General features: G+C 43.7%; 24 protein-coding genes. 13 read left to right on the top strand and 11 right to left on the bottom strand.

Going from position 1 to position 25,360, the window contains the following annotated elements; all coding sequences use genetic code 11:
* Nucleotides 1-12 precede the first annotated feature (12 nt).
* The 7 genes from K339_RS0116140 to K339_RS33870 all read left to right on the top strand — a co-directional run bounded on the left by K339_RS0116140 (nucleotide 13) and on the right by K339_RS33870 (nucleotide 9,473).
* Nucleotides 13-777 carry a hypothetical protein gene (locus K339_RS0116140; protein WP_028524520.1) on the top strand — a complete coding sequence of 255 codons (765 nt, stop codon included), beginning with the start codon at nucleotides 13-15 and terminating at the stop codon, nucleotides 775-777.
* Between the two features lie 182 nt (nucleotides 778-959).
* A complete protein-coding gene (gene mobF / locus K339_RS0116130; protein ID WP_169731863.1) occupies nucleotides 960-3,725 on the top strand; it encodes a MobF family relaxase in 2,766 nt (921 codons plus the stop codon).
* Nucleotides 3,709-4,104, top strand: a complete 396-nt coding sequence (locus K339_RS0116125) for a hypothetical protein (RefSeq protein ID WP_157607619.1) — start codon at nucleotides 3,709-3,711, stop codon at nucleotides 4,102-4,104. The genes mobF and K339_RS0116125 overlap by 17 nt, the downstream gene beginning before the upstream one ends.
* Before the next feature lie 384 nt (nucleotides 4,105-4,488).
* Nucleotides 4,489-6,027: an SAVED domain-containing protein gene (locus K339_RS0116120; protein ID WP_028524517.1), complete on the top strand. Its 1,539-nt coding sequence runs from the start codon at nucleotides 4,489-4,491 to the stop codon at nucleotides 6,025-6,027.
* Nucleotides 6,028-6,038: 11 nt separating this feature from the next.
* Nucleotides 6,039-7,196, top strand: coding sequence for an SMODS domain-containing nucleotidyltransferase (locus tag K339_RS0116115; protein WP_028524516.1), 1,158 nt, complete (start codon nucleotides 6,039-6,041; stop codon nucleotides 7,194-7,196).
* Nucleotides 7,096-9,003: a ThiF family adenylyltransferase gene (locus tag K339_RS0116110; protein WP_084332232.1), complete on the top strand. Its 1,908-nt coding sequence runs from the start codon at nucleotides 7,096-7,098 to the stop codon at nucleotides 9,001-9,003. The genes K339_RS0116115 and K339_RS0116110 overlap by 101 nt, the downstream gene beginning before the upstream one ends.
* Nucleotides 9,003-9,473, top strand: coding sequence for a Mov34/MPN/PAD-1 family protein (locus K339_RS33870; RefSeq protein ID WP_051398046.1), 471 nt, complete (start codon nucleotides 9,003-9,005; stop codon nucleotides 9,471-9,473). Before K339_RS0116110 ends, K339_RS33870 begins: the two co-directional genes overlap by 1 nt.
* A 103-nt stretch (nucleotides 9,474-9,576) precedes the next feature.
* Here the strand turns inward: K339_RS33870 and K339_RS0116100 are convergent, their stop codons facing one another.
* The 6 genes from K339_RS0116100 to K339_RS0116075 form a co-directional block, all read right to left on the bottom strand.
* Nucleotides 9,577-9,936 (bottom strand): hypothetical protein, encoded by a 360-nt coding sequence (locus K339_RS0116100; RefSeq protein WP_028524514.1) that lies wholly within the window; start codon nucleotides 9,934-9,936, stop codon nucleotides 9,577-9,579.
* A gap of 72 nt (nucleotides 9,937-10,008) precedes the next feature.
* Nucleotides 10,009-10,905: an ArdC family protein gene (locus K339_RS0116095; RefSeq protein WP_028524513.1), complete on the bottom strand. Its 897-nt coding sequence runs from the start codon at nucleotides 10,903-10,905 to the stop codon at nucleotides 10,009-10,011.
* Nucleotides 10,906-11,169: 264 nt separating this feature from the next.
* Nucleotides 11,170-11,643, bottom strand: a complete 474-nt coding sequence (locus tag K339_RS0116090) for a JAB domain-containing protein (RefSeq protein WP_028524512.1) — start codon at nucleotides 11,641-11,643, stop codon at nucleotides 11,170-11,172.
* Between the two features lie 12 nt (nucleotides 11,644-11,655).
* On the bottom strand, nucleotides 11,656-12,564 hold the full coding sequence (locus tag K339_RS0116085; protein ID WP_028524511.1) for a DUF8464 domain-containing protein: 909 nt from the start codon (nucleotides 12,562-12,564) through the stop codon (nucleotides 11,656-11,658).
* Nucleotides 12,565-12,618: 54 nt separating this feature from the next.
* Nucleotides 12,619-12,807, bottom strand: a complete 189-nt coding sequence (locus K339_RS0116080; protein WP_028524510.1) for a helix-turn-helix domain-containing protein — start codon at nucleotides 12,805-12,807, stop codon at nucleotides 12,619-12,621.
* Nucleotides 12,808-12,983: 176 nt separating this feature from the next.
* Nucleotides 12,984-14,162 (bottom strand): tyrosine-type recombinase/integrase, encoded by a 1,179-nt coding sequence (locus K339_RS0116075; protein WP_028524509.1) that lies wholly within the window; start codon nucleotides 14,160-14,162, stop codon nucleotides 12,984-12,986.
* Nucleotides 14,163-14,676: 514 nt separating this feature from the next.
* Here K339_RS0116075 and K339_RS0116070 point away from each other — a divergent pair.
* The 6 genes from K339_RS0116070 (at nucleotide 14,677) to qatD (ending at nucleotide 21,895) form a co-directional block, all read left to right on the top strand.
* On the top strand, nucleotides 14,677-15,381 hold the full coding sequence (locus tag K339_RS0116070) for a DUF6088 family protein (RefSeq protein WP_229598751.1): 705 nt from the start codon (nucleotides 14,677-14,679) through the stop codon (nucleotides 15,379-15,381).
* Nucleotides 15,378-16,370, top strand: coding sequence for a nucleotidyl transferase AbiEii/AbiGii toxin family protein (locus K339_RS0116065; RefSeq protein WP_028524507.1), 993 nt, complete (start codon nucleotides 15,378-15,380; stop codon nucleotides 16,368-16,370). The genes K339_RS0116070 and K339_RS0116065 overlap by 4 nt, the downstream gene beginning before the upstream one ends.
* A 532-nt stretch (nucleotides 16,371-16,902) precedes the next feature.
* Nucleotides 16,903-18,891 carry a Qat anti-phage system ATPase QatA gene (gene qatA, locus K339_RS0116050; protein ID WP_028524504.1) on the top strand — a complete coding sequence of 663 codons (1,989 nt, stop codon included), beginning with the start codon at nucleotides 16,903-16,905 and terminating at the stop codon, nucleotides 18,889-18,891.
* Nucleotides 18,891-19,778: a Qat anti-phage system associated protein QatB gene (gene qatB / locus K339_RS0116045; protein WP_028524503.1), complete on the top strand. Its 888-nt coding sequence runs from the start codon at nucleotides 18,891-18,893 to the stop codon at nucleotides 19,776-19,778. Before qatA ends, qatB begins: the two co-directional genes overlap by 1 nt.
* A complete protein-coding gene (qatC, locus tag K339_RS0116040; protein WP_028524502.1) occupies nucleotides 19,775-21,145 on the top strand; it encodes a Qat anti-phage system QueC-like protein QatC in 1,371 nt (456 codons plus the stop codon). Before qatB ends, qatC begins: the two co-directional genes overlap by 4 nt.
* Before the next feature lie 3 nt (nucleotides 21,146-21,148).
* Complete coding sequence (qatD, locus tag K339_RS0116035; RefSeq protein ID WP_028524501.1) at nucleotides 21,149-21,895, top strand: Qat anti-phage system TatD family nuclease QatD; 747 nt, start codon at nucleotides 21,149-21,151, stop codon at nucleotides 21,893-21,895.
* Between the two features lie 46 nt (nucleotides 21,896-21,941).
* Here qatD and K339_RS33860 read toward each other — a convergent pair whose 3' ends face one another.
* From K339_RS33860 to K339_RS0116015, 5 genes are all read right to left on the bottom strand, one after another.
* Complete coding sequence (locus K339_RS33860; protein ID WP_229598750.1) at nucleotides 21,942-22,262, bottom strand: hypothetical protein; 321 nt, start codon at nucleotides 22,260-22,262, stop codon at nucleotides 21,942-21,944.
* A 211-nt stretch (nucleotides 22,263-22,473) separates the two neighbouring features.
* The gene (locus K339_RS0116025; RefSeq protein WP_229598749.1) at nucleotides 22,474-23,703 is read right to left on the bottom strand and encodes a radical SAM/SPASM domain-containing protein; all 1,230 of its coding nucleotides are present in this window, start codon (nucleotides 23,701-23,703) and stop codon (nucleotides 22,474-22,476) included.
* Nucleotides 23,704-23,755: 52 nt separating this feature from the next.
* On the bottom strand, nucleotides 23,756-23,944 hold the full coding sequence (locus K339_RS37170; protein WP_157607618.1) for a hypothetical protein: 189 nt from the start codon (nucleotides 23,942-23,944) through the stop codon (nucleotides 23,756-23,758).
* Nucleotides 23,945-23,955: 11 nt separating this feature from the next.
* On the bottom strand, nucleotides 23,956-24,606 hold the full coding sequence (locus tag K339_RS0116020; protein ID WP_028524499.1) for a recombinase family protein: 651 nt from the start codon (nucleotides 24,604-24,606) through the stop codon (nucleotides 23,956-23,958).
* A 223-nt stretch (nucleotides 24,607-24,829) separates the two neighbouring features.
* Complete coding sequence (locus tag K339_RS0116015; RefSeq protein WP_157607617.1) at nucleotides 24,830-25,141, bottom strand: hypothetical protein; 312 nt, start codon at nucleotides 25,139-25,141, stop codon at nucleotides 24,830-24,832.
* Nucleotides 25,142-25,360: the final 219 nt, after the last annotated feature.

The following is a 25,360-nucleotide window of genomic DNA, read 5'->3' as shown; positions in this document are numbered from 1 at the left end:
TGCTTTACGTCTATGAAAAAGAATATTTACTACCGCACAGTCTTTATGCGTACCAATGCCATGAAAGAACTAATTTTAGTGTTTTTTCTAGCTATTTGTTCTTGGCCTCGCTTGTTGCTTGAAGTATTTCTTCGAAAGAACATGGGAGAGCGCTACTTTTCATTTTCTACAGCGATTATTATGAGTGGTTTACTGGCCATTTTTCCATTGATTTATGCTGGAATAATGGAACGTCTTACGGGTCAATCTTATTCCGTTCACCTTATTGGCTACTATACGACCTGGTATGTTTTTCTGGCGCTATTTCTGTACACCTGCTGGGAGCGCTGGCAAGAGATTCAACGACTGCCGTCGGTGTTTGATTTTGGTCGTTTCAGTTTATCGTCTGGCGTTATTTCTTCTCGTTTTACTAGTCTTAAATTCAAAGGTAAACCTGTTGATGTACGAACAATTGAAACAGTTTTAGAACCAGGATTTTTTTTCATAGTGGGTTTTGTTTTATGGATGGCAGCTCAGCCTATTGGCCTTCTATTGGCAGTATCGGCTTTATGTTATTCCTTTAGCTATGTCGGGGCTTACCACCAAGGTGACCACTTTATCATGGATAAAATCGACGAAATGATTTGTAATGAAGAGATGGTTAATTCTTTTGTCGAGGGACGGGATGCGTCCCAAACCAGAGGGGTTAGCTTCTACGGAAGGCGTCCCGCCGACCCCGAAATCCGCCGTAAATTGGTGGACAATTTTATCGATGACGATACGGTCGAAGCCCTGTAAAAATGCCACTTCAAAACCACCTAAGCTGTGCTTAGGGAAGATGTCTGATGGAAAAAGTTTAACCGTCCCCCCTTGCTCGCTCTGCACAGCTTGGGCACTGCCGAGCTTACCCGTGATGTACCCGCAGTAACCAAACGCAAAAGTGCCCCCAAGGCGCTCCAAACCCCCGTACACTTGGTGTCATGATCCGCATGATTCAAAGCAGCAGCGCTGCCCACGCCAAAGCCTATTTTTCCGAAGCCCTCGCCAAGGCTGATTACTACATCAACGACCAAGAACTTAGCGGTCGTATTGAGGGAAAATTAGCCGAGCGGTTAGGGGTGACAGGAAAGGCCACCAAGGAGGCCTTCTTTGCCCTGTGCGAGAATATCCACCCCCTGACGGGTGAGCCGTTGACGGCTCGTACCAAAGACGAACGCACGACGGGATACGACATCAACTTTCACTGCCCTAAATCGGTGTCGATTCTTCACGCCCTGTCGCAGGATGACCACCTGTTGGAAGCCTTTCGGCAGAGCGTGCAGGCGACCATGCTCGACATCGAAGCCGACGCTAAAACCAGGGTGCGTAAAAATAATACCTACGATGACCGCGCCACGGGGGAGCTGGTGTGGGCTGATTTTATCCACCAAACCGCCCGCCCCGTAGAAGGTCATGCCCCCGACCCCCACCTGCACGCGCATTGTTTTGTGTTTAATGCCACTTGGGACGAAACCGAACGGCAAATCAAAGCCGCCCAATTCCGCGACATCAAACGCGACATGCCCTACTACCAAGCCCGCTTTCACAAACGGCTCTCCGACCAACTGATGGCATTGGGCTACGAAATTCGACGGACAGAAAAGTCCTTTGAAGTGGAAGGCGTACCGCAGCGCGTCATTGACCTGTTCTCCAAACGCACCGATGAGATTGGGCGGGTCGCTCAGGAAAAGGGCATTACGGATGCCAAAGAACTGAGCGAGCTGGGCGCAAGGACCCGCGCCAAAAAACAGGTGGGACTCAGCATGGCCGAATTAAAGTCGGATTGGAAACGTCAAATTCACTCCTCAGATACCCGTGAGCAAAACGAAGGCCAACGGGTGGTTCGCTACCCATCAGGGGACAAACGGCCTATCAAAGAAAAAGTACTTAACCCGCAGCAGTGCCTTGACCACGCCCTGCAACATGGTTTTGAACGGGCCTCAGTACTGCAAGACCGTCGTTTGTTGGAAACCGCCTACCGCCAAGGCATTGGTCATCCATCGGTTTCCTTGGCGCAGATTACCGATTGTTTCCAAACGGATGAGCGGCTGATTCACGTCAAAGAAGCGGGGCAAACCCTGTGCACGACCCGAGAGGTACTTTCCCAAGAACAGCGTATGGTACAATTGGCGCGGGCGGGTCAGGGCAAATTAGTTCCCCTGTACGCCCAATCGCCCGAGCTTGCCCTGAGTGGTCAACAGGCCGAAGCCGTCCGTCACGTACTGACAACGACCAACCGCGTGTGCATCATTCGCGGAGCGGCAGGGTCAGGTAAAACCACCTTGATGCAAGAGGCCGTCAAACACATGGAAGCAGCGGGCAAAAAAGTAACGGTGGTGGCTCCCACGGCCCAAGCCTCACGGGGGGTATTAAAAGACGAAGGCTTTGAGCAAGCCGACACGGTGGCCAAACTGTTGGTGGACAAAGAAATGCAACACCAGCTCACGGGGCAAGTGCTGTGGGTGGACGAAGCGGGACTACTCGGTACCCAAGACATGAGTGCCCTGCTTGAGTTGGCAAGCCAAAAGAACGCTCGCCTGATTTTGGGCGGGGACACTCGCCAACACGCCGCCGTCGTGCGCGGGGATGCTTTGCGTATTTTGAACACGGTAGGCGGCATCAAATCGGCAGAAGTGAGTAAAATTTACCGCCAGCGGAATGAGCACTACCGTTCGGCGGTGGAGGATTTGGCACAGGGAGAAGTCAAGAATGCGTTTTCAACCTTGAATGCGATGGGCGCTATTCACCAAGTTGATGTCCTCAACCCCCACGAGCAATTGGTTAACGCTTATACGGCAGCCCTCAAAGCGGGAAAGTCCGCGCTGGTGGTTTCTCCCACTCACCAGCAGGGCGAGGAAGTCACCCAAGCCATTCGGGAGAAACTGCGGGCATCCAAGCAGTTGGGCAAGAAAGAAATCACCCTTCCCCGCCTGATGAACCTCAATTTGACGGAAGCCGAAAAAAGTGATTGGCAGAATTTTAAGCCAGGGATGCGGGTTCAGTTGAACCAAAACCGCCCAGGGTTCAAACGGGGTAGCGTGTGGCAGGTGGAAAGCAGCAGCGAGAGCGGGGTTCGACTCAAAGACGAAAACGGAGAGACAGCGCTACTGCCCCTGCACCGCAGCGGAGATTTTGAACTCTACAAACAAAGCGAGATTGCGCTCTCCAAAGGAGATTGGGTACGACTGACCCGTAACGGTTTTGACCAGCAGAAAAAGCGGCTCAACAACGGCGAGTTACTCACGGTAAGTTCGGTGAACAAAAAGGGCGAGTTGGTGCTACAAAATCCCGTGAGCCGGGCCAAGTTTCATCTGGACAAGGACTACGGGCATTTGGCCCACGCCTATTGCATCACCTCGCACGCTTCGCAGGGAAAAACGGTGGATGAGGTGTTTATTGCCCAACCTGCTGCGACGTTTCCCGCCACGGACGCCAAGCAGTTTTACGTTTCGGTGTCACGGGGGCGGAGTGGAGTGCATATTTATACCGACAACAAAGAAGAATTAATGCAGCACGCCCAGCGGCTTGGTGACCGACAATCGGCCATGGAGCTGGTGGGCAAAAAGAACCGCACGCACGAACTGGCAGAGCAACAGCTGCGAAACCAGCGCAGCAAGTCACCTGCAATTGTTAAAAATAAAGCCCCCATGAAGGACAAGCCCTCGCCGCACAAATCCAAAGACCGACACTATGAACCCGAACTTTAAGCTGCGTTTTGACCAGATGAAAGAAAGCAGCCCCGCAGATACTGCTTCCGAAAAGGAGATGGGGGTTGCTTCCAACGAGTACACCTTGGCTCGCCCGCTGAATTTGTGTTTGGTATGGCCCGACGGCAAACGCTTTTTTCTGAATTATTCTTATCTGATTGCGGGTGAGTTTAATCCTGAGGGCGAAACCAACCGCATCCAATTGTACTTTACAACCTACCAGGTTTCGTTGAAAGGCTACGGACTGGAAGCTCTGTTCATGGCGCTGCTCGAACAGTTACCGCACCAACTTATAGCCATTGAACCCAGATACGTCGTCAGCGAAGAAGCCCCGGATGGAACTGTCATTGAAATTACTGTCGAAAAAACGGGAGAATAACCAAAGGCTATTTTCTATTCCGAGATAGTATACCAAGCTCCTTTTTGAATAAAGGCTTCGTCACTATAACGGATTTTTTCAAAAAGGGATTATTCGTGAACTAACTTTTCTCGGTAGCTGTTCACCTTGTATCTTTATTGGCATGATATTTTATCGCGCGCGCGATTTTCAATATATTTTTTACATTAATAAGGCATCCGTTTAGCCCGACTAAAGCTCATTCCAAAAAGACTTTTTTCCCTTATTTTTTTAATATGAAACGAATATTTATACTATGGATTTGAGACAGACCCAATTTCTACTAAAGAGTACGCGAAGAGTACTTCTGCAATTTTCTATCTCCCGTTTTTTAAAGGTTTGATTTCTAAATTCAATTCTTAAACTATGGGAAGGAATGTTATTGCTCGTCAAGATGGTGATGATTACCAAGCTAAGTTTTTTTGGCTAAAGGCTTCTTACCTAAATCAATCTCATACACAGGTTAAAAAAGTAGCTTGGGAATTGGACAGTAATTTTGGCTTTGATGATGTTGTGGTTTACTATGAACCGGCTATTAAGGATTTGAGCTCAGGCACAAGTATTGATGAAGAATACTTTCAGGTGAAGTTCCATGTAGATCATGACAGGGGTTTTACATGGGAAGCATTTATGGAGCCGGACTTCATCGGTGCAAAGCAAGAGTCTCTATTGCAAAGGCTTTACAAGATTTACCTTAAAGATCCGATTAAATTTGCCAACTGCCGATATTATATTATCAACACTTGGGGCGTAGATCACAGCAATGATTTCAAAAATCTGCTGAGCAATAATGGAGGCATTCGCCCGCTGGTCTTATTTAGTGGAGGAGATAGATCAAAATTTGGTAAAATCCGCAAAGCTTGGAAGGAACATCTTAATATACAAGATGATGATGAGTTAAAAGATGTTCTGGCTTCACTACGTATTAAACACAGCTTTGATGATGAACAACGCTTAAGAGAAAATCTAAATACCAATCTTTTGTTGGCTGGGTTAAAGCCTATTCCTGCTGATCAGCTCTCTGGTAAATACGGAGATTTAATTCAAAAGCTTCACAAAACTGGTAGGAATATTTTTACAAAAGATGAAATTTTAGAAATCTGCAGGCAGGAAGAGCTTCTGGCCGAAGTGCAGGAAGCACGACAGGAAGACGCTTTTGTTATCGGTGTACGAAGTTTTCAAAAAGGGGCCGAGACGCTGGAATTGGAAGTCCATACAATAGCTTGCTTCCTTCACTGCTTTTCGGGCCGGTTCTTATTGGAAGAGTACGCTGAAATGGAATACATTAAATTGGAATTGGAACGTATTGCTCAGGAAGCTATTTCATCTAAAAAGCGGATATTCGTACATTTGGATACACATCTGTCTATTGCTTTACTACTTGGTTATCATATGGACAGTAAATACGGCGGACTGGACATAACGGTAGTACAAAAGACGTTTTCGGGTAAGCTTCAATGGCGTGCAGAGGCAGAAAAGATTCGCGAGTATCAGGAACCGTTGTGGATTGTTGAAGAACAGGCATTTTCAAATGAGGTTTCAGATATTGCCCTTACGATTAGTGCTACACACGATATACGAACGCAGGTAAATGCTTATTTACAAGAAATGCTGCCGAATGTAAGCCGCAGCATTGACTTCACGATTAGCCCAAAGCCAGGATCGGTCTCAATTAAAGATGCCAATCACATTATGGCAGCCATCGGAGAATTGATTGGTACTGTACGATCCAGAAGGTACGAGTTAGCTGCGAAAGGGCAGCTTCACCTGTTTATCGCTGCACCTAATGCGTTAGCCTTTTATTTGGGGCAACGTATTAAGCCTTTAGGTAAGGTAACATTATATGAATTTGATTTGGAGAACGAAAGAAAGGGGGGTTATCATCCCATCATTACTATACCTTAAATTTATTTCTAATGAAAATTGATTCTTACTTTAGTGACTTTTTATCCGATATCAGGCTTACTTCCTCACAGAAGGAAGATTTGAAGAGAGGCCATGAAACGCTTCGTAGACGACTGAATGAGTATGATGATTTAAAATCAATCATCGTATCTACCTTCCTTCAAGGAAGTTACCGCAGAGCGACCGCCGTTCGGCCTCTGAATGGCAAAAGGGCTGATGTTGACATTATTGTTGTGACAAATCTGGACCGCTATAACCTGACACCGCAGGAAGCTATTAATAAATTTATTCCGTTTTGTGAGAAATATTATAAGGGGAAATATGAACTACAAGGTCGCTCTATCGGTATAGAACTTTCTTATGTAGATTTGGATATTGTGGTAACTGCAGCTCCATCGGAGGTGGATTTAGCAGCCCTGAAATCACGAAGCGTTACCACCGACCTGATGTTGGAGGATTTCGGCGGTAATTATGAATGGAGACTATCAAAAGGTTGGTCTGAACCAGACTTTCAAAAAGGGTATGTTTATCTTTCAGAATCAGTCCGTTCGGAGCCTGAATGGAAGATCAACCCACTTTGGATACCCGATCGCGATGCTGAAGAATGGGTCGAAACCCATCCGCTGGAGCAAATCCGTTGGACCAGAGACAAAAATAAAAACACAAACGGACACTACGTGAATGTGGTAAAAGCAATTAAATGGTGGCGTACATTGAGGCTAACGAATTTAAAATATCCAAAGGGATACCCAATTGAACATATGATCGGTGATTGCTGCCCAGACAATATTACGTCGGTAGCCGAGGGCGTTTGTAAAACTATGGAAGTAATCATTGCCAAATATCAAATTCAGCAATTGCTTGGGACCACTCCTGTATTGCCTGACCGGGGAGTACCGACACATAACGTTTGGAAACGGGTATCACCTCATGATTTTGCCGAATTTTATGAATCCGTACAAGAATATTCAAAAATAGCCCGTGAAGCCTTTGATGCCGAGAAACTCAAAACCCAAGTAACTAAGTGGCGAGAGCTGTTTGGTGAAAAATTCCCTCCTTATAAGGGGAATGAAGAGGAAGAGAGTAAGAGCCGGAATCTTACTGCGCCGCTTGGCGGATTTACTCCAAGAAAAGAAAGTTCAGACGTTACCCCGAAACGATTTGCTTGACAGAGAGCCTACGAAAGAATTGAGAGCTGCTCGGCGTCTTTTGGAAGATATGCCGGGTTATGAGCGATTGGGTGATTTTTATTGGGAGGAGCGTTTAGAAAAGTGGGTATTGCACATACGAATGACTATTGATGTTCTGGAATCGGAATATATGCCAACCGTTACTGAGTGGCGAGTCATCCTTGATCCGCAATACCCGCTTGGTCAAATCTGTTTTATGCCTGATGAGAATAAAGGCATAAAACATACTTTTCAGCATCAAAATAATAATCGGCTGCTCAATTATTCTAAGTGGCGTTCGGGAAAGATATGCTTAGACACCGGACAGGGCACCTGGGGAAGAAAGAAATATTCACTGGAACCTGTTGATGCTATTAATCGTCTGAAATGGCATGTTGAACGCTGTCTTATTTGGCTTGAAGCTGCTGCAACAGATACCCTTATAGAGAACGGTGATCCTTTTGAGTTACCCGACTTTCCAACATCTACCGATTACCGGATTGTCTTCAATGAAGATAATGACTCTTTTGTTCGGTGGCAAAGCGAACAACGCAGTAGCGGTTTTTTTAATTATAACCCGCTGGACCAACAGCCGGAAACATATCCTATTAGTCGCTTTGACATTTTTTCAGAAGAAGTCGCTGCAAAAGTATGGGGATCATACATTAATGATCGAAAAAAGTACGCCAAGAATCGAAATAAAGAAAAAGCAGGACTATGGTTAATGCTGAAACGCATTCCTGTAATGAAGCCCTGGCAAATTCCTGCTACTTTTAAAGAGCTTGACGCTGTATGCCAAGCTCAAGGAATCAATCTGTTACAAATCCTGCTCAAAACCTATTCGAGAAGTAAACGTGAAAAAATAAAGTTGGACCTGATTGCGCTGGGATTTCCTGTCCCCGTTCGAATTGGTTCTCCTGAGGAGTTGATTCATTGGTTTGCTTTCAAATTGATCTTACCTAAATTAAATGGATTTCGGGATAATGAGGTACTGTGGAAGCAACAATTTACTGAACTTATTTCCGGCACTGCCAAAATTCAATGGATTAAAACGGAAAACTGGAATTCTATGCAATTAACCAACAGAGGGAGAATTTCTGAGGATCTTACCAATAGTCGAATTCTATTTATTGGAGCCGGTGCGCTTGGAGCCACTTTTGCGGAGCTATTCGGCCGTCTTGGGTGCAGTAATCTTACTTTTGTGGATTATGATAAAGTCCATGCAGGAAATCTTTCTCGTCATACATTGACATTAAATGATGTAGGGAAAAATAAAGCGGAGGCATTAAGCGCCCATATAAATTCAGTGTTTCCTTTTCATCGATGTACATTCAGAAAAAACGGTTTGGAGGACACTCTTAGCAAAGAAGCAGCATTTCTTGATGGTTTTGACGTTGTTATTGATGCCACCGGTGAAGATGATGTAATTCAACTTCTCAGCAATCATTTATCAAGTAAGTCTACACATTTTATTTCTGTTTCTACAGGTTACAATGCTGATCGCCTCTATTGTTATCTGGCTACTAATTCTAAATTTGCCAATCTTAAAAATAGCTTTAAAGAAAGAATAGAACCGTTTTTACAGCAGGATATCACTATAATGCAAAAAACTTCAGAAATTATAGAAGGTATAGGCTGTTGGCATCCGTTATTTCCGGCTCGAATTGACGATATCCAAATGTTGGCAGGTGCAGCCTTCAAGATAATTGAACAACAACTTTCTCGACCAAAAGAGGAACGCCTTGTTGTCATTGAAAAGCAATATGCTGACGGAGAATTTACCGGTGTGATGATTAAAAATATATAATGATGATTTTTAAATCTAAAGATGGAAGATTTGCTGTCGAGGTTTCTCAAAGTATACAGAAGAACATTGAAAGTTATTCTGCCATTTCCGGCAAAAACGAAACAGGCGGAATTTTGATTGGCAATTACAAATGGAATCAAACTCTTGCTGTCATTAGTGAAATCACAGGTCCGCCATCCGATTCTAAAATGGGTCTCACTTGGTTTAAACGCGGTATAAGAGGATTAAAACAACTTATTGAAAGAAGCTGGATAAAGGGACATTATTATATTGGGGAATGGCATTTCCATCCTTATGCTTCCCCAAACCCCAGTAGACAGGATATACAGGAAATGAAGAATATTGCAACATCGAAAATATATAACTGTCCTGAGCCAATACTCTTAATTATTGGCGGATGTGTTGATAATTTTAAATTGAGAGTTTTTGTATCCTTAGGCAAAAATCAATTAATTGAGCTATATTCATGATGAGAAATGTAAAAATTTTTAAGCATTTTTATTTCTTTCTAAAGGTCGTATTTATACTCAGTCGGACAGAGCTGAACTCGGTCCGACTGAGAGAAAAATTTAATTATTTTTTATTTTTACGACGAATCACGATAGCAATTGATTGACCAAGAATTGTCAGAGACAGGTTAAATCCGTCTTTATCGCCGTGTTCCCAAGCTACCCCAGTAATAATCCAATCTTGTTTTTCACTCCCTTCTTTGGCTTTCAGGTAGTAAGCCGTATGCGTAGGTGATTTTTTCGTAGTTTGGTTTTCAGTAGTCATCATCCATTCTCCTTTGTTGTGTGGTAGATAATGGAAGCAAAACGGGCTCAAAAAGAACCAGATAGCTCCCCGAAGTAACACGAAGTCAGCGATGTTTTTTACAAAGTAAAAAGCAGGGATAAGCGCCAGCTGGGTCTTTGAGCTAGGCTGACTATTCATCAACACCTCAACAAAGTGGGTATGGTATGAATACTATGCGACATGAAAATGCGTATCTCATCTGGCTACCCCCTACGGAGCTGGGAGGGTGTGAATGTACTCCACGGCTTTTTGGGCATGGGAAGCGGCGGAGAAAATAAAACGCTTGTCGTTTTGCAGTACTTGCAACCACGATTGAATGTAAGCAGAATGCTCTTGCTCGGGAATAGGTTCAAAACCTAAATCGGCCGCTAAGAAACACGCCCCTAATTCGGCCACCAATTCTTCTTTGGCGTAGCCTTCATCGCCGTACTGTTTGCGGCCTAAATCACGGTTTAGGCGAGATAGATGCTTGGTCCAGTGGGTCAATTCGTGCGCCAATGTTCCGTAGTAGGCCACGGCACTTTCAAAACTCTCCAGCGGCGGCATCTGAATGCGGTCGGTCAATGGATGGTAAGCGGCCTTCGTACCCGTGTAGATGTCCGCTTTGGTTTGGGCAAAAAAATCTTCCAACATTTGTATGCGCTGCGGCGCGTTGTCAGGCATGATGGTTTCAGGAACTGCATAGTAAGAAGCGGGTAGCCCTTCAATTTGGGCGGCGTTGAACACCGTATAAGTTTTGAGGAAAGGAATTTGACGGAAATTGGTTTCGCCATCGGGTGTTTCTTCATCCCGAACTATTTTATCGGCATACACTACTTGCTCGCCCTTCTCACCCTTGCGGACGTTGGCTTTGAGTTCAATGGCCTGATTAAACGTCATCCAATGAGGTAATTGATAGCCTTTTTCGGCGGCGGTTCCCCACAGCACCAAGGTGTTGATACCCGTGTAAGGAATGTTGTTCCAACGCAGCGGGCGAATGACCTGCCCCGCCATTTGCTGAGAATTCCACGGCTTGCGCCAGGTCAGGTGTCCCTTTTCCAAATCGGCGAGGATTTTATTGGTGACGCGGGCGTAAATATCAGGTTGTGATGTCGTTGCTGGTTTCAAGGAAGCCTCCGTAAAAGTTGGGTAAAAAGAGCGGGTTGGTTGTTAGTTTTCAGGAGTTGATTTCCTTTCTTTTTCTGAGAATGACGGGGATTGCCTTCCCGACGTAAAAGCGAAGAAGCCCACTTGAATTTTGGTTGGGCGGGGAATGCGTCAGCAGGCGAAAATTATGGTTGGCGGACTGAGTGGCGTCGGGTACATCCCCTTGTTGCATTCAGAGGAATAGAAAGGCGATAAAACGAAAAAACAAATGGAGCGTTTCCAACGTCAACTGGGCATCAAACCATCATCTGCCAACGAACAATAACGGTGTGGCGTAACAATCAGGTGGTCGATGACGGAGATTTCCAGCAGCTTGCCCCCTTGCATTAATTTGCGCGTCAGGTCTAAGTCGGCTTCGCTCGGCTTGAGGGTTCCTGAAGGATGATTGTGGGCCAAAATGAGGCTACTCGCTCGGGTCTTTAGGGCGGTGGCAAAGATAATTCTGGGGTCAACCAGACAGCCCGTAATGCCCCCCGTGGCAATATCAGACACCCCTAAACAAGTATGTCGGCGGTCGAGCAACAAAATTTTAAACTGTTCGACGAGTTCAATGCGATTGTCGTCCCAACTTTGGCGCAAAATGTCATAGGCCGTCGAGGAACTGGTAATTTGAATACGCTCTTCGAAAGGAATCTTGTTTTTATAAACAATCTCGACTTCGTTGACACGGTAAAGCGCTCGAATATCTTCTTGCGGCATGACAAACCCTCCTTACATGGACAAATTAAGTTGGTGCATGTGCCAAGCATTGACGTCTTTGTGTGGCGCATAAACGGCATTCATGGGTTGGTGGGTGAGTCCCTGCTGCGTTTTACAAAAGTCGGCCAAGGTGGCCGTTGCTTTTTCACCCGCAGGGTCGTTGTCCATCCAGCTGTAGGCCAGTTGATACCCGTAGTTGTGGAGGTAAGGCAGGGCTTGCTTGAGGCAGGCTAACGAATTGAGGACAATGGCATCGCCATTCAGTCGGTGGTGATTGGTCTGGGCAAGGGCCGACAAATAATCCATAAACCCCTCAAAGAGGTGGATACTGTTGGGTTTGGGAGTTGTCCCCCGAATAAAACTAATCGCCTTGGGGCGCAGGCAGCCTTTGAAAAAAGGGTTTCTGAGCTCAAAACCACCCTCTTCGTTTTCAAAACCTAAGGCAAAAAAACTTTTTTGGGTCTGTGGATTACGAAGGTGAAGCTCTTTGAGGTGTTGGCGGGCGAGTGCCAGCGCTATCCCGCGTTTTTTGAGGTAATTAATGAGCCCCAAATGTTGAATGGGTTTCTTGGTTTTTAGCAGCAGGGCAGGATCGGGTGGGTTTTCTTCTGGAAAGACAATGGGAGTGATTTGGTAGGCGGCTCCCACCATGTTTTTAATCCAGCGCAGGGCATCGGAAACGGTATGGTCTTGGCGGTGGGATTTGAGGTAGAGGCACACAAAATGCACCAAGTCGCCGCCCATTCCCTCGCCGAAGTCGTACCAAAGGTTAGATTTTAAATCGACCTGAAAACTGGCCGTTTTTTCTTGGCGCAAAGGCGAAAGATACCACGCTTTGAGTTGCGTGACGCGTTGGGGAGGTGTTCCAAGCCTGTCCAGAATTTCAGTCATAGGAATGGTTTTGGCATCGGCTATGTTCATAGCGGTGCTCCGTTCAATTGGGGATGGTGGGGAGAAGAAGAAAAGTAAGCGCGGTCAGCTACTGAGGCGTTGCTCAATGAATTTGTCCAAGTCGGAGCGGCGGTAACGTACGGCGCGTCCGATTTTGATGGGCTTGAGGTCGTAACGTTTGGTACAATCCCAAACGGCCAATGTACCAGGGGATACCCGAAGGTACCGAGCTGCACTTTTTCGATCCAGTAACGGTTCGTTCGTATTCTGCATACACCCTCCTCGTGGTTCAAAACCAATTACCTGCCTGACGCGATTTCCGTCACAGGAATATAGTCATCTTACGATAGGAAGATATTCACAGTCAATGGATAAAGGATTCCATTAATGATAAATAAGAAGGGAAGCGTGGCGATGATAATAAGATTGCTAATTCGGGCAATGCTGTCCTATCGTACTTTATCAATGTAATCCGCGTATTCTTGCATCATTTGGATACGTTGGGGCAAAAACTGGGCTCGGTCGTAGGCTCGGTCAACACTGCTTTTGGGGACGTGTGCCAGTTGCCTGTCCGCAATTGCGTGCGAATAGCCCAGTTTTTCTTTTAATATCCCCAACGCCAAGGCGCGGAATCCATGCCCCGTCATTTTGCCATTGTACCCCATTCGTTTGATGGCAACGAGCATGGTGTTTTTGGACATGGGTTTTCTCGGGTTGTAATACCCAGTAAATATAAATTCTCGACCAGCATTGATTTCTTTTAGCTCCTGAAAGAGGGCCAGTGCCTGCCGTGATAACGGCACAACGTGGGGGAGGTTCATCTTCATGCGTTGGGCAGGAATAACCCACATGGCTTTTTCAAAATTTATTTCTTCCCATCGTGCTTCCACCAGTTCGCAGGTGCGAACAAACGTTAAAAGCAGTAAGTGGAGGGCTAAAAAGGTTTGCCGATGAATATGGCGTTGATAATCGTTGAGGCACGTCAGAAATTCGGGAAACTCATCGACCGAAATAGAAGCATAGTGCCCTCGTTTAAATTTTTTAAGGGCGGCTTCTAACCCATACGTAGGGTCATTCTCGGCCCTGCCCGTCGCAATGGCATATTTAAAGACGTGGCTACAGGCGGCCTTCATCCTGCGGGTTAAGTCAGGCGCTGTTTTCTCCATCTTTTGTAGGCAGTTCAGCATCTGCAAAGGTTTTATCTCTGTCAGCGGAAAGTGCCCTAAAAACGGAAATACGTATTTTTCAAAGCGGTGTTTGATGATTGTTGCGTGTTTTGGTTTCCACAAGGGAATTTGTTTCCAGTACCATTCCATCGCCATCGACTTAAAGTCGAGCTGTTGGTTCAACGCATTTATTTGAGCCGCTTGCTGGCGTTTTAAGACGGGATCAATACCCGCCTTGATTTCTTTTTTTATTTCTTCTTTGGCCTGACGAGCCCCCACAATGGAGACATCGGGGTAGGCACCAATCGAAATTCGTTTTTCTTTGCCATAAAGTCGGTATTTGAGCCGCCAGAGTTTGGTGCCCGCTGGGGTGACTTCAAGGTACAAGCCTTCCCCGTCTGCCATTTTATAGGATTTGATTTTGGGTTTGGCGGCCTGACAGGCCCTGTTCGATAAAGCCACTTTAAACCTCCTGATTCTTGATACTGAGGCTGCAAACAGCCGCCACGACCAGCCATTGCATGCCCCCAATCATGCCCCCACTTTTGGTTACTGTGGGTGCATGACAGGTAGTAAGGGTTAAACCAAGGATAGCTTTAACGTACTGCGAACATTGAGAAATTTTCGCAGCAGTAATGAGAAATAATGTCAGTAAAAAAAAGAATGGTGCCGGATGTCGCATCGCCATTTTCCTCCGAAGTGCTTGAATTGAGTGTAATTATGATGGGCATTTCGGTGGGATGCCCCCAATCATGCCCCCAACGGCTATTAATGCCCGTCTAACATAGATTATCATTGCCCCACTGCTTGTGCAACTAAAGCTTGCGATTTGGATGCTGTTGTTGATTCGTTTGAAAATCTGTCGCCTTACAGAGGTAATCTTTAAACATTTATTTGTCCAGTTTTTTTACTAATAAACTGGACAAATCTAGTATGTTTGTGATAATATATTCTTATGAAAACATCTGATTACATAGTGTCTGCAATAGACAGATTGCCCAAGGGCTATGTTTTTACCTATGCTGATTTTATGACTGAGGTAAGTCAAAAGGAAGCGGTGATAAAAGCCCTCAACCGTATGGTGCAGGCAGGCAAAATCGCTAAACTCTCAAAAGGCAAATACTATAAGCCCGAAAATACTGTTTTTGGCCCGCTGCTTCCCAACCAAAGTCAGATAGTCAAAGACCTGCTCGAAGAGGATGGAAAGATTACGGGATACCTGACGGGTTACAGCATTTATAACCAATTGGGTTTAACTACCCAAATCAGTAATACCATCCAAATCGGCAAAAGAGATGTTCGTCCCGCCTTTCAAAGGGAACGTTATACGATTTCGTTTATGAAGCAAAAGAATACCATTACCAAAGAAAATATTCCTCTACTGCAAATTTTGGATGCCATTCGCACGATCAAAAAAATTCCTGATGCCAGTTTGCAATCCTCGGCAAAGCGCCTACTCGCTATCTTGAAAGGACTGTCAGACAATCAATTAAACACCCTAGTTCGTCTGGCGTTGAAATACCCGCCTGCGACCAGGGCCTTATTGGGAGCACTTTTGGATGAATTAAAGAAGGAATCACTGACCCTTTCTCTGTACAAAACATTGAATCCCATTACTAAATATAAATTACCTGGCTTGAATAAGTTCCTAAGTACCACCGAAAAATGGAATATCGTATGAGATTGCACGAAAATAAAATTCTTTTCAGACAGGCGGTGCAGTTCACGGCTGACCAAATGCAAATAGCAGCGATTTATGTCGAAAAAGACTATTGGGTGACCTATGCGTTATATGTTATTTTTCAACACCCCATTGGCGAAGATACCATTTTTAAAGGTGGCACCGCCTTGTCCAAATGCTTTAGCATGATAGACCGCTTTTCTGAAGATATTGATTTAGTCGTGTTGAGAAGAGAGGGAGAAACGGATAACAGACTTACTACCAAGCTTAAAAAAATTGGATCGGTCGTCAACGAAATCCTACCTGAAACAGAAATTGAGGGACTCACTCACAAAAGAGGGATGAACAGAAAAACAGCCCATGCTTTTCAGAAAGAATTTAAAGGGATTTATGGACAAATAAGAGACGTCATTGTTTTAGAAGCTACTTGGCTAGGCTATTTTGAGCCCTATACATCCAAAAAGCTGAATTCATTTATCGGTAAAATGATGCTTGACAACCGCCAAGAGAATATTGCCGAAGAATACGGGTTGCTTCCCTTTGAAGTGAAGGTGATGGAACCTATCCGGACGCTCTGTGAAAAAATAATGAGCCTTGTCCGTTTCTCCTACGCAGAGAACCCCATCAGCGACTTGAAAAAGAAAATTAGACACACCTACGATTTACATCAGCTACTGCAACAGGAAGAGTACGCTGCGTTCTTCTACTCACCTTCATTTGATGGAATGCTTTTAAAAGTAGGGCAAGATGATGTCACCAGCTTCAAAAATAATAATCAATGGCTGGCCTTTCACCCGAAAGATGCCTTGATTTTTTCAGACACGGAAAATGTCTGGAATGAGCTGAAAGGAGTCTATAATGGCGAATTTAAAAATTTGGTGTACGGAGCTTTGCCAAAAGACACGCTGGTAGCAGAAACCTTAAAAAAGATTGCTAAAAGACTTTCGGAAGTTGATTGGAGTATTGAGTTGCCCCCAGTTGTCCACTGAAGTCTGTATTATTAATGATAATTCATTCTTGTGACAAAGCGACAGCATGGGTATGCCTCACAAACCACCGAAAGTCCCTGGCAACTTTGATGTTATGTTGATAAATATCCTTGGCTTTTACTTGTAATCGCAACGTAGCTAGTTCTGCCCTCACTTGGACTTGAGCGGTTTCCTCGTGTGGCTCAAACATCATCACCTGATTTTTTATCAACTATTATGGTTAATTACCAATGTCGCTTCCAAAGTGATGAGGCTAAGAAAGAAATGGACTACCTTTTCAGTCCTGCATATACATGTCTAACAGCGTTAGATAACACATTGGTTGGACATTTTCTTCATATTATTACCACAATAGTGCAAAAGCTTCCATTGCTAAAAGTCATATTAAATATCTGAGTTAAGACATTTTTTGCCGCTTAATAACTTTTTTGCAAGGTTCCCTTTAAATACTTGGCAGCTACATTATTTGTTTCTAAGATTGTAAATCAAATACTTCATTATAAATTTTTATTGCAAAACAGCATAACACACCATGATCCTCAGTGATAACGAAACAAAAGTCGATCTACTTAACAGTGAGGCAATTGCCCAAACCATTGTCAAATTAATCAGAGAACGTCCAGAGCGTCCGGTAACCATTGGAGTTCACGGGGATTGGGGAGCAGGAAAATCAAGCGTTCTTGAAATGATTGAAGCAGGTTTGGAAAATGATAAGAAGGTTCTGTGCATTAAGTTTAACGGCTGGCGTTTCCAAGGTTTTGAAGATGCTAAAATTGCATTAATTGAAGGAATTGTTACTGAACTTGTCGATAAAAAATCATTATACAGCAAGGCAAAGGATGAAGTTAAAGACATTTTTAAACGGATTGATTGGTTAAAGGCTGCAAAAAAAACAAGCGGTTTGCTACTTACCGCATTTACGGGAATTCCTTCCCCTGAACTTGTTGAGACGTTAGTGACAGGAGTACAAAGTATCGCATCGGACCCAATGCAATACGCTACAAAAGAAAACCTGGATGCTTTGACTGAACAGGCGGGCGCACTGCTTAAAGAGAAAGAAGATGGGAAAAATATCCCAAAAGAAATTAATAAATTTCGAAAATCGTTCGATAAGCTTCTGGAAGCCGCAGGTATTGAGCAGTTGGTAGTACTTGTTGATGATCTTGACCGATGTTTACCGGATACTGCCATTGAAACATTGGAAGCCATTCGATTATTCATTTTTACGGATAAAACAGCCTTTGTAGTAGCAGCAGATGAAGGAATGATTGAATATGCTGTCCGCAAACATTTCCCTGATTTTCCTGATACATCCCTGCATCAGGCATATACAAGAAATTACTTGGAAAAATTGATTCAAATTCCTTTCAAAATACCTATTTTGGGAGAGATTGAGACAAAAATTTATGTGACATTACTTTTAGTCGGCTCAGAAATCGGTGAATGCTCTGAGTTTGATAACTTGATTAAAATAGCACGTGAACGCCTTAAAAAACCATGGGAAAGCCTGCCGCTGAATTCTGAAATTATAAGAAGCACTCTCGGAGATAAAGCATCAAAGGTTCAAAATGCTTTATTGCTTAGTGATCAGGTAGGACCAATTTTAGCCAGCGGAACCAAAGGTAATCCCCGACAAATCAAGCGGTTTTTGAATACTTTACTATTGAGATACCTTACGGCAGAAGCCCGAGGATTTGGCCAATCCATAAGCTTACCAATTTTGGCAAAATTGATGATTGCTGAGCGTTTCATACCACGCTTGTTTGAACAAATTGCATCAATCGCAGCGGTTGCTCCAGAAGGAATTTGTAAAGAGCTTAAATTTTTAGAAAACATTACCCAGGAAGTAACGCCAAAGTCTAACTCTAAACCTGCTTCTGAACCAGATAAAACTTCTGAGCCAGATAAAACGCAACCTGTCCAAAAGAAAAAAGACAAATCAACGGAAGTCGTCGAAAAACTGCATTCCGCTAACCCTTTTATTGCAGAATGGTCAACTTCTGATAATATTAAAGAATGGTCTAAAATTCCACCATCTCTGGTAGAAGTGGACTTACGCCCTTATTTGTTTGTATCTAAAGATCGAAAAGACTTTTTCGGAACGTCAACCCCTTTAGGACATCTTACTCTATTAGTTGATAAATTGTTTGGGAGCAAGTTTTCCGTACAAACGTTAGAAGCAGAAATTAAAGCTCTTCCTAAAACTGATGCCCAACGCATCTTTGATGAAATACGCTCCCGAATTATCAGCAATTCGAATTTCGACACAGAACCAGATGGAATCGCTGGCCTTACCTTAGTCGTGAAATCACATCAGGAACTTCAGGATAAATTGGTTGATTTCTTAGAAGGGTTACCAAAACAAAATTTAGGGCCTTGGGTTGTTAAAGGCTGGGATGGGGTCATTGATGGAGAGGCTAAGCAACGATTTGATTTATTAGTTCAGACATGGGCAAAGAGTGGCAGCGATATTCTAAAAGCCGTGGCCATTAATGTTCAAAAAATAAATAAAGCAAAATAATGGGCACATCAAATTCATATGGCGGCCCCGGAAGAAATACCCCTCTCGTTCCATCATGGCTCGGGGGAGCTCCAGAAACTATTCCGTCAGATGAGAATTCTGATAAAGAGAATCAACCTAATAAACCAGACAAGACTCCGATTTCTCCTGTTGATACGGTTCACTCTCCGAATTCACTACCTCCTCTTCCCTCACCTGACCGTTACAGGCAGCCCCGAATAAATTTTAACCGATTTGCAAAATCAGGTAGCAAATCTGGCGGTTTCTTGGGAAGGGCTATTTCCAGCTACGTATCCAAATCCTCTGGTGGCCCGCGAACGGCAGCAAAAAAAATGGGGTCTTCCCAGCATACAACCGCTGGATTGGTTGATTTCCTCAATACAGTTAGAACTCAGGGCGCAGAAGTAGCCCTAACCAGTTACAATTTAGGAAATCTGGTTGGGCAATCGATAGAAGATATTTTTCTGGGTCTAATGGACTATATATGTCCTGCGGGAGGAAACGTTGACGAAGGTATTGCACGAAACGCTTTTATTGAAACCATAGCTGACCTTGCTGTAGAAGGCGTTATGGATTTAAATGGACTCACCGAAGAACAACTACGGTTAATTGTTGAAATATATGCAACGCATGCCATTGAAGCTCGGCTTTGCAACGATATCGGAACTAAAATTTGTATCGCACCTGATAATATAGCCTTGGTAGAACGCGCTCAAGAACAATTACATGATTTTATTCGTCGCGGAGTAGCTGATGCTTTAAATACTATGCAGAGTAATTTCACTAATTTGACCGCAACTGACACGGCAAAATTTGTGGATGAGATTTATATTGAGTCATTTACAATGTTACAAACGTTAGGGGAAATTGAAAGCGACGCAGAATGAAAAAACACATCGTCATTGGTATCTTCGGGCAAAAAGATAATTTTATAATTTCTCCGACCTTCGGAGAGTCCATTACCCTATTTCCGCTGATTGTAGGGGAAAATACACTAAACTTCGGTATTTCAGAGGCACTAAAAGACTTAATAGACTTAGGAGTTTTCCCTGAAGAAATTGGCCTTGATCTGCTTATTGTGGCCGCCCATGTTTATGCGGCTGATACCCGTATTTCAAGGAAAACAGAATCGCAGGACACTTGGACGCGGGAAATACGCCTGATCATTCCGGTTAGCGATATTTCGATTTGGAATAAAGTTTTTACATTGCTCGTCGAGTTGTTAAACTTTTTAACCGGAGATATCTGGGAAATTGAATTCAGGCAAAGACCCGAAACGTTTGTCTCAATCATTCCTCAAAGACAGGAAGATCAACCCAAACCGCCTTTCACTAAACTACAACTTTTTTCAGGAGGTCTGGATAGTTTAATCGGAGCCATCAATAATCTTGAAGAAAAAAACACAGTTCCTTTACTAATCAGTCATGCCGGTGAAGGGGCAACAAGTTCCGCACAGAAATTCTGTTATGAAGCACTGAAAACACATTATTCTTCGAAGCCTTTTCAGCGACTGAGACTATGGATGAATATTGCCAAGGAGTCGTTTAAAGGCATTGAATCAGAAGATACCACTCGTGGGCGGTCGTTTTTATTTTTCGCATTGGGTATATTTGCAGGAACCGGATTAAAGCGCCCATTTGTGTTAGAGACACCCGAGAACGGACTCATTGCGCTGAATGTGCCGCTTGATATGCTGAGATTAGGCTCACTAAGTACCCATACTACTCATCCTTATTATATGGGTTTGTGGAATAGTATTCTTAGAGAATTAGGTATAGACGGCCAGATTTTAAACCCTTATGAACAAGAGACAAAAGGAGAAATGATTGCTCATTGTACTAATCCTAAGTTACTTGAAAATATTTTGCCGCATTCATTATCCTGTTCTTCCCCTTCAAAAGGCAGATGGAAAGGACTTAGTATAGGTCACTGCGGCTATTGTCTGCCGTGCCTGATCAGAAGAGCCTCTGTCAAAGGTGCTGCTTTATTTGAGGATAATACCGTATACGCGTTAGCGGACCTTACGGCACAGAATTTAGATCCTTCTCAATCGGAGGGACGTCAAATAAGATCATTTCAATTAGCCATTCGAAGAATTAAAAGAAACCCGGGAATTGTAAAATTACTGATTCACAAGTCAGGGCCATTACCTCAGGATGCCTCCACCCTTATAAAACTTAGTGAAGTTTATCGAAAAGGGATGATGGAAGTTGATGCATTGCTGACTGGGGTAGTAACTCAGCCGAAAGAATAACCAATGAATATACCTTTAGTCGATTATCACTGTCATTTAGATCTGTATCCTGATTTTGAACAGATAATAACAGAGTGTGAAAATAAGCAAATTCATACTTTAACCGTTACAACTGTTCCTGCAGCCTGGCCAAGGAATTTCGCACTTACAAAAAGCTTGAGTTTTGTTCGCGCAGCTCTTGGTTTACATCCTCAGTTAGTAGAACAGTATGGACAACAATTATCCTTATGGGAGCAATACTTGCCTCAGGCAAAATTTATTGGAGAAATCGGTTTGGATGCTGGGCCAGGATATTATAAATCTTTGGAAAGACAAATTGCAATCTTTGAGCAAATAATTAGACAATGTGCTAAGCAAGGCGGAAAGGTTTTAACGATACATAGTATAAGATCCGCGTCTCAAGTCCTGAATATAATTGAGAAGAACAAATTGCTTGAAAATAATAATGCAGTTCTTCACTGGTTTAGCGGAAGCATAAGAGAGGCAAAACGGGCGATTGATATGGGATGTTACTTCTCCATCAACTTAGAGATGCTTTCTAACCCTAGAAATGTAGAGTTATTGAAAATGATACCTCGTCACCGTATCCTGACCGAAACAGATGGCCCTTTTACAACCATAAATGGGCACGTTCAAAGACCAGAAAATGTTTCATTATGTATCGAAAAGATTGCTTCATTTTGGAATTGTTCAACCAATGAAGCTAAAGTTTTTATTGTTAATAATTTAATTGTTGTAGAAAGTATTTAGGCGGAGACATTTAGTGAATGTCACTACCCTTAGAAATTGAATTGCTCTAAATTTTCCCATCCGTCATATACCTAGAAAACCAATCCAAGCTTCTCTCCAAAGTGAATTGGTTATCGTAGATATCACGATAGTACACCCGCAATGTGACAGGCGCCAATTCTCTACGAACTGTCTCCAGTTGGGACTCTTCCTCAAGCGGAGCTAACTCGGCAGCAAATACGTCAAGTGATGCGTTGGGGAGAATTACCTTTTGTAGCGTTTCGTTGACGGGAATCCGTTGGTAGGAACGCGAATCCAACGTCAGGCAATCTTCAATGTTTGTATAGGAATTCCCTTCCTTAAAAAAGGTCAAGCGATTGATAATCATCGGCCCACACCATTATTGACTACTCGGACCGAAACCTGATTGTTGATATCGATTAAGTCAATCTGCCCTAACGGTCGGAGTGATTTTTCGTTGTGAACACGTTGAAGATATAATTGATAAAATGTTGCCAAGAGCGCCAGCACTGAAATTGTAATTGCCAAGGGTCACCTGCCATTATCAAAGTATTCAAAGGCAGAATGCCTTCACCTGATTACATCATTCCGTAATCCCGTAGCAATTTCAACCGTTCCCTCGCCTGAAGCTCATAAATTCGAGGAATAAAAGTATGATACAGGCTGCATTGCGGGTCTTTGCCATTCACTCGGTAAATCGGGCAACCGCTTGTACACACGGATTTATATTTGCATAATGAGCAATCTTTAGACTTTATATCCTCATAGTGACTGCCCTGCTGAATCATATCGACCAAATCCAAGTCATCTTCAAATATAGAGTGAGCGGGTTGAGAGGCGTCTCCTGCATGGACGTGACAGTAATTTAGCGTGCCATCGATATAGATAGCCCCGCCCGAGAATCCCGACGCACAGGTCTGAAACCCCAATTCATTCAGTTTAAGGTCACAAAATTGATGGCGACTTGAAAACGACCAGCCTGTTTGAATAGCCTTTTCCATGATTGTGTAAGACTCCGATAAGTATTTTTCCAGTTTCTCTGCGTCAATGGCTTCCCCTTTGACAATGGAATAACGAAACGGTACATCCAACGCAACCAAGTAACGGGTCAAATCAGGTAAGCCTTCCAGATTTAGGTTATTCACCACAGTATTAACCGACAAAGGAAGTCCATGGCTTACTAATGCCCGAATATTTTGATGAACTTTTTCAAAGGAACCGCCACCATTTCGAAGTTTTCGGGAGGCGTCATTCGTTTGCCCTAACCCGTCCAACGAAACCCCGTAGCTGATGTTATGCTCCTTGGAGAAAGCAATGATTTCATCCGTCAGGATGGTCAGATTGGTGATAAAGGCAATGTCTAACTTACACCCCAATGCCTTTAGTGCTTCCTTCGCCTGAGGAATAAAACTCTTCCAGGATTTGAATTGGGTTAAGGGTTCGCCACCTGCCAACCGAAACTTGATGTAACGAATGCCTCTCTTTGTGACCGTTTCTATCAGTTTTCTCAGCAATTGCTGCTTTGTTTCTTTTGACATGCCGCCAGGCGTATGCAATGTCGATATGTAGCAATAACTGCACGAGAGATTACACCGATTGGTGGTATGAATCCAAAAATTCAGTGACTTAGGAACCTCTGGTTTTTGGGGAAGACTAAAATCGGTATCAAACCGAACGATTTCTGTAGCACTCAACATTTTCAAATACGCATCTAACCTATCAGGCCGAACGGAAAGCCTGTTAGAAATCTCAGTGGTATCGGTTTGTCCGTCTATTGCGCTGAGAATATTATATTGGGGTTTTGTCAAAATTCTCAGCGAATTCGGATAAGCGCAATTAACAACATAAAAGTGCTCTTCATCAAGAGGTCGTAAGAGCAAGTGGGGTGATTGGATTGGGGTCATAGTCTTCATCGTTGGATGGTGAAACGTAAGAAGTACAATCGCAATTAGTATTAACAGAAGAGATGTTGAGTGCACCTGCTCCGAGCCTATTTTCTAACAGGGCAATGTCATCAAAAAGAAGGTCATTTTCAGTTGCGTAAATCATGATAATGAAGGTTAAGTCATTGTATATTTTAATCGATTCATTAGAATCCCCACTGTGCTCGGATGCCAACGACCATCTCCGCGAAAAGTAGGGATATGCCTTTTATTAAGTTCTCGGCAAACGGCTCTTACAGAAGTGATTCCCTTATTTTTTAATCTTGTAATCATCGGGGATAATTTTAGGGCAAACTCTTCGGCTGCTTTTTTATTGGCAACGGCAAGCACAGTGCCATTTTTACCCAAGATTACCCCTCGCCTTTTGGCTGCACTCAAAGCCTCTTTCGTATTTTCACTGATGCGTTGTCGTTGATCTTCTGCTACGGCTGCTAAAATGTGAATGGTAAATCGGTTAGCGTGCGGATTATCGGTTACAACAATTTCTACGTTCGATTTAACGATTCCAGCAATTTGCTCTACGTCCCGCCCCAATCGATCAAGCCTTGCTACTACCAGCATCGCATTCGTCTCTCGGCACATGTCAAGTGCCTGCAATAAACCGATTCTGCCTTTACGGGTTGATTTTACCTCTATAATTTCATGAATAACCTCATACCCGCTAAGCTTACAGTAATTCAGCACAGCCATTTGTTGCGCTTCCAGCCCAAGACCACTTTTGCCCTGTCTGTGAGTAGAAACTCGATAGTATGCAATGACCTGTTTCATAGACTTTTCCCCCTCATCTCGTCCAGCGGTTAACCATCGTATATATTTGAACAGATTCAGCTTAAAATCCCGTTACGCGGTCAAAACAAAAGACTGTAATACAAGGACTTCTAAGGGCTATAATTTTTGAAAAGAATAGTTTTTGTCCATGGGCAGACGATGGTTTACTCCTAAACAAATTTTACAGCAAGAATATTTTTGACGTACTTTATCGACCCAGATTTTATTCAAAAAGCTTTCCTTGAGGAATCGGTTTACCATGAATCCAAAAATCAACTAGGTCTTTTTCTCGGTCGTATAGCTTGCTTAATCGGCGAGGCATACCGTAATAGGTATCATTGATATTGTAAGTTGACCATTTGGAGCTTGGCTGCCATTGGCCTTTCTCATTCCATTGGTATTCAGTACAAAGACGTTTTTGACCTTCCACAAATTCGCCATGTATCACATACTCTTTTATCACCAATCGCCACAGCGTTTTTCCGATTTTCATTGGGGAGCTTATGTAGTGGATTTTAGGATAGGCTGTATTCATTACGTTTTCCTTTTGGCTGTGGGTTGCACCTATGCAACTCTGGCTCCCGCCGAGGGTGGGGGTAGCAAACGCAAGGGCGGCCAAGACTGAGGGGAATCACCCAACCTGCACAAAACACGGTGAAGGAAGGTAGGGGACACGGTCAGTGCCGTTCATCGAAGACCCTTGTGGCGAGAGGGGAAAGCCCCCTTAGACGAGTTTATTTCTCATTAATCAAAC

It is taken from the genome of Runella limosa DSM 17973 (genome assembly GCF_000482465.1).
In the GTDB taxonomy this organism is placed as follows: domain Bacteria; phylum Bacteroidota; class Bacteroidia; order Cytophagales; family Spirosomataceae; genus Runella; species Runella limosa.
Note: the sequence above shows the minus strand (reverse complement) of the source record. Positions and strands in the feature narration are given on the sequence as shown.

Bases quoted from the DNA above. Each gene is read 5' to 3' on its own strand.
- K339_RS0116140 (WP_028524520.1), top strand. From the start codon at position 13: ATGAAAAAGAATATTTACTACCGCACAGTCTTTATGCGTACCAATGCC.
- mobF (WP_169731863.1), top strand. From the start codon at position 960: ATGATCCGCATGATTCAAAGCAGCAGCGCTGCCCACGCCAAAGCCTAT.
- K339_RS0116125 (WP_157607619.1), top strand. From the start codon at position 3,709: ATGAACCCGAACTTTAAGCTGCGTTTTGACCAGATGAAAGAAAGCAGC.
- K339_RS0116120 (WP_028524517.1), top strand. From the start codon at position 4,489: ATGGGAAGGAATGTTATTGCTCGTCAAGATGGTGATGATTACCAAGCT.
- K339_RS0116115 (WP_028524516.1), top strand. From the start codon at position 6,039: ATGAAAATTGATTCTTACTTTAGTGACTTTTTATCCGATATCAGGCTT.
- K339_RS0116110 (WP_084332232.1), top strand. From the start codon at position 7,096: ATGAAGAGGAAGAGAGTAAGAGCCGGAATCTTACTGCGCCGCTTGGCG.
- K339_RS33870 (WP_051398046.1), top strand. From the start codon at position 9,003: ATGATGATTTTTAAATCTAAAGATGGAAGATTTGCTGTCGAGGTTTCT.
- K339_RS0116100 (WP_028524514.1), bottom strand. From the start codon at position 9,936: ATGAATAGTCAGCCTAGCTCAAAGACCCAGCTGGCGCTTATCCCTGCT.
- K339_RS0116090 (WP_028524512.1), bottom strand. From the start codon at position 11,643: ATGCCGCAAGAAGATATTCGAGCGCTTTACCGTGTCAACGAAGTCGAG.
- K339_RS0116085 (WP_028524511.1), bottom strand. From the start codon at position 12,564: ATGAACATAGCCGATGCCAAAACCATTCCTATGACTGAAATTCTGGAC.
- K339_RS0116080 (WP_028524510.1), bottom strand. From the start codon at position 12,807: ATGCAGAATACGAACGAACCGTTACTGGATCGAAAAAGTGCAGCTCGG.
- K339_RS0116065 (WP_028524507.1), top strand. From the start codon at position 15,378: ATGAGATTGCACGAAAATAAAATTCTTTTCAGACAGGCGGTGCAGTTC.
- qatA (WP_028524504.1), top strand. From the start codon at position 16,903: ATGATCCTCAGTGATAACGAAACAAAAGTCGATCTACTTAACAGTGAG.
- qatB (WP_028524503.1), top strand. From the start codon at position 18,891: ATGGGCACATCAAATTCATATGGCGGCCCCGGAAGAAATACCCCTCTC.
- qatC (WP_028524502.1), top strand. From the start codon at position 19,775: ATGAAAAAACACATCGTCATTGGTATCTTCGGGCAAAAAGATAATTTT.
- qatD (WP_028524501.1), top strand. From the start codon at position 21,149: ATGAATATACCTTTAGTCGATTATCACTGTCATTTAGATCTGTATCCT.
- K339_RS33860 (WP_229598750.1), bottom strand. From the start codon at position 22,262: ATGATTATCAATCGCTTGACCTTTTTTAAGGAAGGGAATTCCTATACA.
- K339_RS37170 (WP_157607618.1), bottom strand. From the start codon at position 23,944: ATGATTTACGCAACTGAAAATGACCTTCTTTTTGATGACATTGCCCTG.
- K339_RS0116020 (WP_028524499.1), bottom strand. From the start codon at position 24,606: ATGAAACAGGTCATTGCATACTATCGAGTTTCTACTCACAGACAGGGC.
- K339_RS0116015 (WP_157607617.1), bottom strand. From the start codon at position 25,141: ATGAATACAGCCTATCCTAAAATCCACTACATAAGCTCCCCAATGAAA.